The sequence below is a fragment of the Mucilaginibacter gynuensis genome (assembly GCF_039541195.1).
In the GTDB taxonomy this organism is placed as follows: Bacteria; Bacteroidota; Bacteroidia; order Sphingobacteriales; family Sphingobacteriaceae; genus Mucilaginibacter; species Mucilaginibacter gynuensis.
Window position 1 is genome coordinate 441,539 of sequence record NZ_BAABFT010000003.1, and the last position, 12,854, is coordinate 454,392.

General features: G+C 47.2%; 9 protein-coding genes. 5 read left to right on the forward strand and 4 right to left on the reverse strand.

Going from position 1 to position 12,854, the window contains the following annotated elements; all coding sequences use genetic code 11:
* Window positions 1–132 precede the first annotated feature (132 nt).
* The 3 genes from ABD894_RS08160 (at window position 133) to ABD894_RS08170 (ending at window position 3,773) form a co-directional block, all read left to right on the forward strand.
* Window positions 133–1,611, forward strand: a complete 1,479-nt coding sequence (locus tag ABD894_RS08160) for a catalase (RefSeq protein WP_345210516.1) — start codon at window positions 133–135, stop codon at window positions 1,609–1,611.
* A 17-nt stretch (window positions 1,612–1,628) separates the two neighbouring features.
* Entirely contained in the window at window positions 1,629–2,468 is an 840-nt protein-coding gene (locus ABD894_RS08165) for an oxidoreductase (protein ID WP_345210517.1), read from the forward strand.
* 87 nt (window positions 2,469–2,555) lie between these two features.
* On the forward strand, window positions 2,556–3,773 hold the full coding sequence (locus tag ABD894_RS08170) for a condensation domain-containing protein (protein ID WP_345210518.1): 1,218 nt from the start codon (window positions 2,556–2,558) through the stop codon (window positions 3,771–3,773).
* A 95-nt stretch (window positions 3,774–3,868) separates the two neighbouring features.
* On the opposite strand, the gene ABD894_RS08175 is transcribed toward ABD894_RS08170, so the two are convergent.
* From ABD894_RS08175 to ABD894_RS08185, 3 genes are read right to left on the reverse strand one after another with little or no spacing between them, the layout of a single operon-like run.
* A complete protein-coding gene (locus ABD894_RS08175; RefSeq protein ID WP_345210519.1) occupies window positions 3,869–5,341 on the reverse strand; it encodes a hypothetical protein in 1,473 nt (490 codons plus the stop codon).
* Window positions 5,334–6,590, reverse strand: coding sequence for an MFS transporter (locus ABD894_RS08180; protein ID WP_345210520.1), 1,257 nt, complete (start codon window positions 6,588–6,590; stop codon window positions 5,334–5,336). Before ABD894_RS08180 ends, ABD894_RS08175 begins: the two co-directional genes overlap by 8 nt.
* A 9-nt stretch (window positions 6,591–6,599) precedes the next feature.
* Window positions 6,600–8,339 (reverse strand): thiamine pyrophosphate-dependent enzyme, encoded by a 1,740-nt coding sequence (locus ABD894_RS08185; protein WP_345210521.1) that lies wholly within the window; start codon window positions 8,337–8,339, stop codon window positions 6,600–6,602.
* A gap of 232 nt (window positions 8,340–8,571) precedes the next feature.
* Here ABD894_RS08185 and ABD894_RS08190 point away from each other — a divergent pair, with 232 nt between their 5' ends.
* A complete protein-coding gene (locus ABD894_RS08190; RefSeq protein WP_345210522.1) occupies window positions 8,572–9,528 on the forward strand; it encodes an MBL fold metallo-hydrolase in 957 nt (318 codons plus the stop codon).
* A 221-nt stretch (window positions 9,529–9,749) separates the two neighbouring features.
* Complete coding sequence (locus ABD894_RS08195; protein ID WP_345210523.1) at window positions 9,750–10,790, forward strand: PAS domain-containing sensor histidine kinase; 1,041 nt, start codon at window positions 9,750–9,752, stop codon at window positions 10,788–10,790.
* A gap of 18 nt (window positions 10,791–10,808) precedes the next feature.
* Here the strand turns inward: ABD894_RS08195 and ABD894_RS08200 are convergent, their stop codons facing one another.
* A complete protein-coding gene (locus ABD894_RS08200; RefSeq protein ID WP_345210524.1) occupies window positions 10,809–12,413 on the reverse strand; it encodes a Na+/H+ antiporter in 1,605 nt (534 codons plus the stop codon).
* Between the last annotated feature and the right edge of the window lie 441 nt (window positions 12,414–12,854).

Sequence of the window (12,854 nt, forward strand, 5' to 3'; positions counted from 1 at the left end):
ATCGTCGGAAGTGCGTCGATCGCTTATTGCCTGCGGCTTTTTGTGTAATTCATCAATACCACAAATGGGTTCGTCCATCCATTGAACTGGCGACCGGTCCACCTTAGCTTTGAACTAAATGATAGAATAGCTATGAAAAAACTTACAAATGCTTCGGGCATACCTTATGTTAATCACGAGGATACACAAAGTGCCGGGCCTCGCGGGCCACTATTACTTCAGGATTTTATATTACATGAGAATCTGGCACATTTTAATCGCGAACGTATTCCGGAACGTATCGTACACGCAAAAGGGTCTGCAGCCTACGGCACATTCACAGTGACCAATGATATTACTTCTTATACAAAGGCTAAAGTGTTCAGTGAACTGAATAAGGAGACGAAAGTATTGGTACGTTTTTCGACGGTCGGCGGTGAGCGCGGATCGGCGGATAGTGAAAGGGATCCCAGAGGCTTTGCGATCAAATTCTATACGGAAGACGGCAATTGGGACCTGGTGGGCAACAACACACCGGTGTTCTTTATTAAGGACCCCAAAAAATTCCCCGATTTTATTCATACGCAAAAAAGGGATCCTTATACCAATTGTAAGAGCGCTAACATGCTTTGGGATTTTTGGGGTCTGAATCCCGAATCATTACATCAGGTACTATTCCTGATGACCGATCGGGGAACTCCATATGGTTTCCGTCACATGCATGGGTTCGGGAGCCACACTTATACACTGATCAACCCAGCGAATGAGATCGTTTACGTAAAATTTCACTTTAAGACTCAGCAAGGTATCAGGAATTTTACTTCGGCAGAAGCGAGACAAATGCGGGGGGAAGATCCCGATTTTGCACAGCGTGATCTACTTACGGCGATAGATCAGGGCAATTTTCCGAAATGGACCCTTAGTATCCAGTTAATGACACCTAAACAAGCCGCATCCCATGATTTCAATCCATTCGATGTTACCAAGGTATGGAGCCAAAAGGAATTTCCGCTATTACAGGTCGGTATTTTGGAACTCAATCAAAATCCGGACAATTATTTCGCTGAAGTAGAACAAGCCGCATTTGCACCTTCGAGGATCGTCGACGGCATCGGACATTCACCGGATAAGATGTTACAAGGTCGCATCTTCGCTTACCCGGACGCGCAACGATATCGACTTGGTGTTAATTTTGAGCAGATACCCGTTAACCAATGCCCTTATGCCGTGAATAACTATCAACGTGATGGCATGATGCGGATCGACGGTAACGGCAGGAGATCGCCCAATTATTTCCCGAACAGTTTCGACGATATCAAGCCGGACCAAACTTATCAAAGGCCCACTGAAACCTTATCCAATGCGGTGGTAGATTTTTACGACCGTAACTCTGTAGGGGAAAATGACCATTATACGCAGCCCGGGATATTCTTTCGGGAAGTCCTTTCCCCCGCAGATCAGCAACGTTTGATCAGTAATATCGCCGAGTCGATGCATCAGATCGATGGACCTCTTAAAGAGGATATTGTCAATCGCCAGCTTTGTCATTTTTTTCGCGCTGATATGACGTTAGGAATGGGCGTGATGAAGGCTCTTGGTGTCAGTGCTGATGTGATGCCCTCAAATAGGTAGTCAAATATTGTGATACGATGGAAAATAGAAAAATTATAATGATCACCGGAGCCTCGAAAGGCTTCGGTTTTGAGATGGTACGAGCGGCCCTTGCGAATGGGGACAGGGTTATTGCTACGGTAAGATCCGAGCCTGAGAAGTTAGCAGGGCAGCTGGATCACGCAGATGATTTGCTCGTCTTGGTAATGGATGTTACGGATGAAAAAGCTGTAAACTCTGCTATTCAAAAAGGCATCGCCCATTTTGGGCACATTGATACGCTTATAAATAATGCTGGTTATGGTTTATTGGGTGCTGTGGAGGAAGCGACCGATGCAGAGGTAAGAAAACAGTACGATACAAATGTCTTCGGATTGTTGAATGTGGTACGTGCGATATTGCCTGCAATGCGTCAGCGACGTTCTGGTCATATCATAAATATCTCATCTCTTTTTGGTTTCGATGCTGCAACGGGCTGGACGATCTATAGTTCGACAAAGTTCGCCGTAGAGGGCATTTCCTCGGGATTATACAAAGAACTCCTGCCATTGGGCATCAACGTGACCTCATTGGCGCCTGGCCTTTTCAGTACGGACTTCTTAGGAAAAGGTTCATTTGCACAAACCGCAGCAACGATAGCCGATTATTCCGCGACCGTAGGAGAAACGCGAGACTCCGCAGGAAGCCATCATGGAAAGCAACCGGGCGATCCCCGAAAGCTTGCTGAACTTGCCATAACGATAGCCCATAGTGAAAAGCCACCACTTCATTTGCTAGTAGGCAAGGATGCGATAGCATGGTATCGCGCCAATGCTAAGCGGGTTTCTGAAGAAGTGGCTGTCTGGCTGGAGGCCTCCGAATCCACCGGTCACAAATAAGGGAAATGGGGCCGGCAACCCGATCGTCGGCCCTCCTTTAATGAGAGATCAACAGGTCCGGAACAATACCTAACTAAACATATCGAAATGATAGATCATACTGGCAGGCCGTTAGGCGGCGTGGAAAAACTTTATTTTGCATTAGATCATATTGCTTCAAAGGATTTTGCATTGGTAGCAGGATTGGACAAGAAAATACCGGAAGAAAAAATGCCGGAAGCTTTGGTCCTGCTGACAGGTCTGCATCCCCAGCTGAATTATCGTATCGTTGCGGATAATAGTGAACAACTTTGGTTCTCAAGTGAGCGGCATGCTCCTGTACCGCACCAGGTCTTTCAAATAGAGGATGACCAAGACTGGATATCATTCGCGGAAAGAACTATGACCTCAGGTATCGATCCATATAGTTCCCCCTTGTTCCGTATCACACTTTTACAAAAAAGAGAAAGGTCAGTTCTGGTCGCGCTAATTAACCATAGCATAGCTGACGGGCTTTCCGGCCTGATCGTCCTTCAAGATCTTTTAAGGATCATTTCCGGTGAGCGGCCCTTGTCCTTTCCTGTACCTTTATCCATGGATGAGGCGCTTCAACTAGTTCCCAAAAATCCTGAATCGGTCTTTCTCCCGGGCAAAGCACCCTTAATGTCAAGTATCCGCAAAAAACAGCCATCGGTCAAGGTCAGTAAGATCCGGTTTAACGCTGAGATCACTAGTAAATTGATCTCACGTTCTAAAACGGAAGGCACTACGGTAACGGGGATCTTATATGCGGCTATAGCGTTCGCGATGAAGGGAACAGATGATCGGTTCATCAATGGAAAGATCGGGACCCGCGTTCCTGTATCAGTTCGAAATGAATTAAAAAGCGGCAAGAACGTCGTATTGAATGTGATCACTAAAACAATGATGTTGGATATTTTCAGCGATAGCAACATCTGGGATCTGGCAAGGCAGGTAAGTATAGAGCTAGGTGCACTAAATACGGTCGGTCAGATCAGTGGTTATGTTAGTTATTTCAGGAAGGAAATGTTACGACATGCCAAGTTTTCTGAGATCGTGACAAAAATGAAGGCGACCATTGGGACCGACCTTATGCTAAGTAACCTGGGTAACTTAACGGATCAAAGCTATGGCGATTTTAAGATCCTTGAACTTTGGGGACCGTTGGTCATTTCCGGCACAGGTACCGAACAGACGATCGGTGCTGTGACGATCGGTGGCGAACTCACACTTACCCAGGTCAGTTCAGCACCAATACCGGCTCTGCTTGAAGAGACCATGGAATTATTGTTGGCCAATTTATAAATAAGCAGCAGGTATCAAATTTGGGTTGGCCATCACTTTTACAGATCAAGAAGGGCGATCCTATCACGGAGAGCGCCCTTCTTGCATAAAGGATGTTAAAGGAAGACCTGGGTAGCGATGATCAGAGATCCCTTTGATCCATCCTGTCTGTCGGCTACCACGACCGGCCGCGTTTGATATTTAATAGATATCCTGGCGTGATGTCCGTCGAGGTAAATATTCCCCCCTGCGCTCCAGTAAGTGAAGCTTGCGTTCTTAAAGCGGTCGAACCGCTGCAAACTGAATTCTCCAAAGGTTTGGAACCTTGTTTTGCCTTGAAAAATAGTTTTAGGAAGTAGTAACCCCGCCTGCGTGAACCAGGATGTGCCTGTCCCGATCAGTGGAGCTGAATTACCGAAGCCGGCCTGCGATACATCCCCTTTAAAAGTAGGATCTTGCGACACATTCTCGTTAATAATGGAGCCATAACGGAGATAATTCGGACCAAAATCATAATGATAAAAAGCGCTGTAACCGGTGAACGCCCAGTTTGCATTTTTGCCTCCAAATGGAAGATCGGCAAATACATCTACGGCCCAGAGGTTTATGGAGTGGCGGTTAAATGTCGATAACGCGCTGTTACTGACCTGAGTTACTGTGCCTTCGGCACTGTGATAATAGCCGGCCCCGAGGTTAAAAACCTTTTTAGTACCCACGTAGGTACCCGTATAATAAGGAAGCTGGGTATTCTCTTTATCAAAGAACTGCCAAGCCGCATAACCCGTGGTCGCCAGCTTTCCGGTGGCATTATTGTCAACAGCGAAACTACTATCTCTGCTGCCTTTTGGGAAAGCGGTCGCGGTAGACAGTACAGAAAAAGGTTTATTAAGGGCCCAACGATAACTGACAGGCCCGATATTTCCTTTCAAATATATGCCCAGTTGCCGGGCGAACTGGTCCGAGAGATCCACCAGGGGCCAGTTATAAAGCGGAACATCGACGGCCAGGTAATTAGCGGAACCGGCAGAGGTCATACGGCTGACACCGTTCCAATAATGCAAGCCTGTTCCGATGTAGACCGAAGCTTTGTTATTTTTACCTGAAACCAGATCTTTATCAGGAACGATAGCGTATTCGTTCCACAGATCATGCAGGTAAAGCCCGGGTTTTTTCCCTAGGGTCCCAGCATAATTTTGTCCACCGTTCCCGGTATTCCCCCCGCCAGCCGCCCCGCCACTGGAGAATGCTTGGTTATCGATCCCGATATCCGCCAGTATCAGATACCGTGGTGAAAGCTGGCTATAGGTGACTAATCGGAATTGTCGGAGGCTAAAGTCGGTCCAGTTATCTTTCCTGACCCCGTTGATAGCCGTCCCGGGGTTGGCCTGGGTCTGCCGTGCCCAGAAAGTAGCCCAGGTCATGAACCTGATATACTTCTGGCCGGACGAATCTAACTTTAGCGTCATGCCATCTTTATAATCCGGCGAACCGCCCTGGGCGAAAGCGCTTTGGCTAAAACACCAGCACCCGACCAGCAACAGGACAGGAAGACAAAGCCTTCCTGTCCTCATTTTGACGATGCTACTCATGCTCGATAGTTTTAGCTGTACCGGTCTCTTTGATGATAAAGCTGGCTATTAAAGCAATACCGAGTATGATCAGCAAAAAGCTGCCTGCATGTTGAAAATGCAGCACTGGGTCTCCTGCTGTTAACAGGTCTTTTCCATACTTTGACGCGAATACCGGCCCTAAAAAAGCAGTGATGCTGAAGGTCAGAAAATTGATCGCTCCGGTGGCACTGCCTTTTACGTGATCAGGATTGGCCTCCTTAATGATGGTGTAGGGTATCATCGCCGCCCCGGACGCTACGCCGAAAATGAACATGCTTAAGGACGCGGGCAGCACTTGCGGGAAAAAGATCAATTGCGCCAGGCTGAACAGCATCAGAACGATACCTCCGGAAAGTACCGGCTTACGGCGTTTCATTCGGTCCGATATCCATCCAAGCAAGGGACAACCGACCACCCAGCCCATGGGTACCATCGAACAGATCAGAACCGCTTCCCCATAACTGTTCCCACGGTCATGCTGAAAAAAGGCAACTCCCCAGGTCATCGCAAATATCGTTGTCGGCGCAAATAACAATCCGGAAAGCAGGCCGCTCAGATAAGATTGCAGGTTCTGGAAAACGATCTTGTATGGTCCAATGATCGACACTCTTCCCGAACCAGCCTGTGGCAAGGCCGTCTCACGGGGGGTAATGACAAACAAGGCGATAGCTACGATACCGCACATGATACCGATACCGATCCAAAAGATATTTGTATTAAGTCCGTTGTGTATCAAAGGCCCCACGACGAACTGCCCGGCCGACCCGCCCAACATCCCAAGACATTGCGTAGCACCTATGGCAGTGGCGATATATTTGGCACCAAACCCATGTGAGGCCAGGTACACACATCCGGTAAAAGCAAAAGCTGAACCGGCGCCCTGTAACATACGCGCGATATCGCCGGTGATCACCAAGGGGACAGCGAACAATATACAACCGATCGCCAGAATGCCTGTGCCTATCGCGATCGGTGAACGGGCTCCATAGCGATCAAGCGTTATGCCCGCTATCAAGCTGGTCGCAGCATAGGTGTAGTAATAGGTACCTAAAATGGTACTTGTACCCAATTGATCCGTATGGAACACTTTTCCCAATTCTGTGATCATGACCGCCGGGGAAGACCTGACCACATACTCCAGGAAATAAAAAAGCAGGCCGAATACCCAGGCAATGATGAATTTCCGTTCAATTCCGGTAACGTTTGTTGAAGTTAGGTTCGTTTTCATATCGGAAGATCAATCGGTCAATTCTTTTAAGTGCTTGTAGTTGGATCTAACGGTATCCAATACTTCTATCAATTGCCCACCCAACATCAGTTTCGTCATCGATACGGCCATGCCCTTTACCATCTTCAGCTCGATCTTCGGTGGCATCGCCAATGCGTTAGGGTCGGTAAATACATTGACCAGTACCGGACCTTTAAAATTCAGGGCTTCTTCAAGTCCTTCGGTCAGTTTTTCCGGATCATGGATCGATATGTTCCTGATACCCATAGATCCGGCCACCATCGCGAAATCCGGGTTGACCATGTCTGTCTGGAAATCCATTAGTCCCTGAACCTCCATCTCCAGTTTGACCATGCCGAGCGAACGGTTGTTGAATACGATCATTTTTATAGGCAGGTCATATTGTTTGATCGTAGCCAGATCACCAAGCAACATCGATATCCCTCCGTCGCCACACATGGCGATGACCTGGCGGTCCGGGCAGGCAAAGGCAGCGCCGATGGCGTGAGGCATGGCGTTGGCCATGGAACCGTGAATAAATGAGCCTAACATGCTTCGTTGACCTGTCGAGCGGATATATCTTGCCCCCCAAACACAGCACATACCTGTGTCGACGGTAAAAATGGCGTTGAGCGATGCCAACCTGTCCAATTCCGATGCCACCGCTTCCGGGGAAATGGCATCGATCTTGCCTTTGTTCTTGACGTAGGTGGTAAGGTGGGACTTTACTTTATCATAAATATGAAGTTGCGCGTCAAGAAATGCCCGGTCCGTTTTCTCGTTCAACAAAGGCAATAGCTCGCTTAACGTCGACCTAATGTCCCCATGTATACCTAATTTCAGCTTTGCCCGGCGGCCCAGTCTTTCCGCAGCGGCATCGATCTGTACGATCACCTTATCCTGTGGCATAAATGGCACATAAGGAAAATCAGTACCCAGTAATATCACCAGATCGCTTTCGTGCATACTATGATAGGCCGAAGGTAGACCAAGCAAGCCGGTCATACCGACCTCATAGGGGTTGTTATGCTGTATCCCCATTTTTCCTCTGAACGAGTAGCCTACCGGAGCTTTTAACTTAGCAGCAAGCTCGACTACCTCCTGGTGAGCGTCCGAAGCACCGATGCCGCAAAAAATGCAAACTTTAGGATATTTATTGATCAGCGAAGCTAAGTTATCCAACTCTTCCTTTAACGGAACGGTCCTGGACCTGGAAAAATAGTTCTGATCTGAAGATATATTGGCGACAGCAGGCAATGCGGCGACATCGCCCGGCAGACCCAGCACCGCTACCCCTTTACGGTGGATAGCATGTTGAATGGCAGCTTGGGTCATACGAGGCAATTGCGCAGCTGTAGTTGCGATCTGGTTATAATGGCTGCAATCGTCAAAGAGTCTTATGGTGTTGGTCTCCTGGAAATAATCCGTACCGAATTCATGCGTGGCACAGGTGGACGCAATAGCTAGTACCGAAGAGCCCGAGCGATGTGCGTCATATAGCCCGTTGATCAAATGCACGTGACCTGGGCCGCTGCTTCCAGCGCAACAGGCCAGGCCATTTAATTCCGCCTCCGCCGCGGCAGCAAACGCGCCTGCTTCCTCATGACGCACGTGTACCCATTGCAGGGCTGGTTCCTTTCTGACCGCGTCATTTAATTCATTCAGGCTATCGCCCGTAACCGCATAAATGCGTTTAATGCCGGCTTGCACCAACATGCTAACCAGTTGTTCTGCTACTTTTTTTGACATGATAATTTATTTAAATGGTAGAATTCGGTTGATATACACCCCGCCCGTTCCTTCACTATTTCCGGGCAAAGCAAAGGTAAACCTGACCTAAGAGCATGAAAATGTACGGAAACCCGTATTTGTGGTAAGCAATGTTCGGCCTGTTCGTTGAACCCATACCATAAATTGCACCATGCAGCCATTGAGTAGTTTTTTCAGCGGGAATACTTTTGAAGATCAAATTTAACTCGGTATGAAAACAACAGAAGATCACATGGACCGCAGGCAATTCCTGACATCTGCCGGTCTCCTCGCGGCTACAATGATAGTCGCCCCTAGATCACTTTTTGCTCAAAACGACAGCCCGGTCACCAAGATCATCGGCGAAGCTCGCAAGTCGGCGATAACGGCAACCAAGCTTCGTGGAGATCTGACTTTATTGGAAGGGTCCGGTGGGAACATTGTATTGCTTAGCGGTAAAAAAGGTAATTTAATGGTCGATGCAGGTATTGATGTATCCAAAGAGAAGATCAAGACAAAGATCGCCAGTATTAACAATGTACCATTGCTGTATCTTATCAATACGCATTGGCATTTTGACCACGCCAGCGGCAATCAATGGATCGGTCGTGAAGGGGCAAAGATCATCGCTCACCAAAATACGGCCAAATGGCTCTCCCGCAGGACACGGGTCGACGACTGGAATTATACCTTTCCGGCCGCCCCAAAGGATGCGATACCGACAAGTCTTTTTGCGGACGGACACCAACTCGATTTTGAGGGTCATGTGATCCATCTTAAACACTACACGCCCGCTCACACAGATAGTGACATTTTTGTTCATTTTCAGGCCGTGGACGTTCTTCATGTAGCAGATACCTGGTGGAACGGTTACTACCCGTTCATTGACTACAACACCGGTGGAAATATCCATGGCATGATCAAGGCAGCTGAACAGAATATTCAAATGACCTCGCCAAGCACGCTGATCGTGCCCGGACATGGCCCGGTAGGTAAAAAAGCAGACCTGATCAGGTATCGCGATATGTTGGTCAGCATTGAGAGAGCTGTATCAAAACTCAAGAAAAGCGGCATGTCTTTAAAAGAGGTTGTCGCGGCCAGACCAACCAAGAAATTTGACGACAAATGGGGTAAATTCGTTATCGGACCTGACTTCTTTACCGCTTTGGTCTACAAAGGTATCTCATAGGTTATAAAACACAGCAGGGGATCTGTTTGCCAGATCCCCTTTTAAGAAGGTCATCGATATCGAATGAGAAATCAAAATTCGATATATCGCCGAACTTATCTTTACAAAGGCGAAATTTCCACTAATTAGGCATTTTTTCTGATCAATAGCTGTCAGAACCAGTGGCATATCTTTTGTATCCACCCGAATAAAATCATTTTAAGTGTTTAATATTTATTAGAATGCCGCAGACCGCAGTAAAAACCTTCCTTAACCTTAGTGGCAAAGGGCATTGGAACTTTGACGTTATTAATAAACAGCTCGACCTTTGCCCTACGTGTGAGCACATTTTTAACATATCGAACGGCTGCGCATCGTTAAGTAAAATATTCGACGTACTCAACGGACCGCAGATCAGGAAACTACTGAGAGCTTATGCCTATGCTTTAAGTCATCAGGAAAGCATCGATATGAAATTTGATATCCCTTCGCCGGATGGCAGGCGCAGGTGGCTTCATCTCACCGGTGTTCTTCATTATAAGCAGTGGGACCTCCCTGTTCAAATAGTGGGAACAGTAGAGGACGTTACACAAAGGGTCAACGAGGATGCGTTAGGGCTAGCGGTGATCAATCACGAACTAAGAAGTCCGCTTACTATCATCAAGCTCAACAATCAGTTGGTGCTTAATATGCTTACCCAGAAACAGGAGGCCCATGCGGTCAAACTTCTAAAGACCGTGGATGATCATGTGAACGGCATCACGCAGATGCTCGATGATTATCTTACCTACAGTGCTGATGACAAGTACGTGCGCAGAAACAATTTCAGTTTGTTCGACCTGAATAAGCTTTTACATGAGATAATACTTGACGTGAGAACGGCGCATAACCGATATCTGTTCGACATCGGAAATAGGCATCCTGTATTTGTCCGTGCAGACCGTTACAAGATCATCCAGGTCATGATCAATTATATAACGAACGCGGTCAAGTTCTCACCTGAAGGGTCCAGGATCAGGGTCGATGTCACCATTGATGACAGGCAGGTGACCGTGGGCATCAAAGACCAGGGCGTGGGCATTGCGAACGGACAGGAAAAAGTTATCTTTAATAAATTCCATCACACCATGGACCAGCGCTTCAGGCAAAGGACGAGTAAGGGGCTTGGTCTATACCTGGTAAAAGAGATCATTGAAAGCCATGGCGGTGCTGTCAGCGCTGAACGGTGCACTACTGGCGGGTCGATCTTTTGTTTCAGTCTTCCGTTGGCAGATCATATATAAAGCCGGTGCCTTCTGACGTTACCGCTCCAGAACCTTCGCTTCGTTGAGGTCTATTTGCTTTTCCTCTTTTCTGATCAGTTCATCATTGAATATCCCTTCTCTCTTAAAGCGAAAAAGTTCTTTACGTTGATATTGATAAATGCTTTTTAGTACTTTATTATATTGCTCGATCTCCTGCCTGCCGGATACACCACAGGTCGTACATCTTAAATGTTCGGAAACATAAGCCATCCGGTGCTCAAGCTCGGTTTTATAGCCCCGTAGAAGTTCATTACCATTGATCTCCTCGGCATATTTTTCGTGTAGCTTCTCGCTAGCCGCTTTGATCAGCCTTAACTGTATATCTACTTGCTGCTGATCTTCCTTTTCGGCAGGTTCAGTATCCCTTATTTTCACCCACCTGATCACAAAAGGCAGTGTGAGTCCTTGAAAGACCAACGTGACAAGGATCACTACAAAACTGATAAAAATGATCAGGTCACGATGGGGAAAGAAAGCTCCTCCACGGATCAGCATAGGTAAAGATAATGCGGCAGCAAGGGACACCACACCCCTCATCCCTGACCAACCGATAATCAAAGAGCCCTTCCAGCCCAGGTCAGGTTCGGCTTTATCTGTCCTTTTCGATACCCAACGGGAGAGAAATGTGGCCGGATAGATCCATATCAATCTGACAAGGATGATGACCAGGCTTATCAACATGCTGTACCGGATGGCCTGGGGTAAAGAATACCTTTCCATTCCCTTCATGATCTCAGGCAATTCCAAACCGATCATAATGAATATCAAACCATTCATGATAACGATCAGCGTTGACCAAACACTGACGACCTGTAGCCGTGTCTGCCCGTTCAGAAAGATCTCATGTGACCGATAAGATAGGAAAAGCCCGCCGCTAACAACGGCCATTACCCCGGAAAAATGAAATTGCTCGGCAGCAAGGTACATGAAATATGGAGCGAGCAAGGTAAAAACGGCATCGATATTGGATGTGGTCGGTAAATGCCTGTGAATAAAATACATGAAATAAGCGACCGCCAGGCCTACAGCGATCCCCATGATCGTGGCAATAAAAAAAGCACTTATCGCCTCGTGAAAAGAAAATTGACCGGTCAGGACCGCAGCGAGCGCGAAACGAAAAATGATCAGGCTAGATGCATCGTTAATTAAGCTTTCACCTTCCAGTATGGCCGTTATGTTTTTGGGGACTTTAATATTTTTCAGAACGGATGTTGCAGCGATCGCGTCCGGGGGTGAGATGATAGCGCCAAGTAGAAAGCCCATCGGAAGCGTAAAACCGGGGATGACCCTAACGGATAAGAAGGCAATAATTCCGGAAGTGAAGATAACCAGTCCTACCGATAGCAACCCGATAGGACGACGCCATTTCCAAAGGTCGTTCCACGATGTATACCAAGCGGCTTCGAATAGAAGCGGAGGTAAAAATATCAGAAAGATGAGGTCCGGGTCGATCGAAATGACCGGGATGTGCGGGATATTGCTGATCAGCAGACCCGCAACGACCAAAAAAATGGGATAAGCGATCTTTAATTTTTGTGCGAGCATGATCAGCATGACCACCGCGAACAACAATAAAAGATATTGTAGTAAAATATAATGCATGATACGATCTATGGTTCAAACAACAGCGTCAAAATGAATGAAGTCCAGTAACAAAAGGCCACGTTGCCCGCAATCCGACTCCACAACATGCAAGTATTTATACTGGTGATACAAGGTGTCGTAAACCTGATCCACGAGTAAAATGGTCGTAGGCCCGATAGGGAAAAAGGTATTGTTCTGTATACAGAACAACTGATGCGCGGATGTTAAACAAAAATCATTTTCATAACCTTGACTGTGGAGTTCGGTGACTCGCCTGGTGAGCGCCCGGTTTGTTCGTGGAGGTCCTGGTAAATGGTTCATATGCTGATCAAAAGCTAAGGCCATAACACAATCATGCCAAAGTTCAAGTGCCCTTGTTCAGGCTAAAAAGAACCTCTTTTTTTTTCGGGAGAAGCGATATTTCGTATCCGGTGTTTAATATCGCTTCGTTGCCCCCTT

Coding starts and splice junctions, on each gene's coding strand:
- ABD894_RS08160 (WP_345210516.1), top strand. CDS start 133: ATGAAAAAACTTACAAATGCTTCGGGCATACCTTATGTTAATCACGAG.
- ABD894_RS08165 (WP_345210517.1), top strand. CDS start 1,629: ATGGAAAATAGAAAAATTATAATGATCACCGGAGCCTCGAAAGGCTTC.
- ABD894_RS08170 (WP_345210518.1), top strand. CDS start 2,556: ATGATAGATCATACTGGCAGGCCGTTAGGCGGCGTGGAAAAACTTTAT.
- ABD894_RS08175 (WP_345210519.1), bottom strand. CDS start 5,341: ATGAGTAGCATCGTCAAAATGAGGACAGGAAGGCTTTGTCTTCCTGTC.
- ABD894_RS08180 (WP_345210520.1), bottom strand. CDS start 6,590: ATGAAAACGAACCTAACTTCAACAAACGTTACCGGAATTGAACGGAAA.
- ABD894_RS08185 (WP_345210521.1), bottom strand. CDS start 8,339: ATGTCAAAAAAAGTAGCAGAACAACTGGTTAGCATGTTGGTGCAAGCC.
- ABD894_RS08190 (WP_345210522.1), top strand. CDS start 8,572: ATGAAAACAACAGAAGATCACATGGACCGCAGGCAATTCCTGACATCT.
- ABD894_RS08195 (WP_345210523.1), top strand. CDS start 9,750: ATGCCGCAGACCGCAGTAAAAACCTTCCTTAACCTTAGTGGCAAAGGG.
- ABD894_RS08200 (WP_345210524.1), bottom strand. CDS start 12,413: ATGCATTATATTTTACTACAATATCTTTTATTGTTGTTCGCGGTGGTC.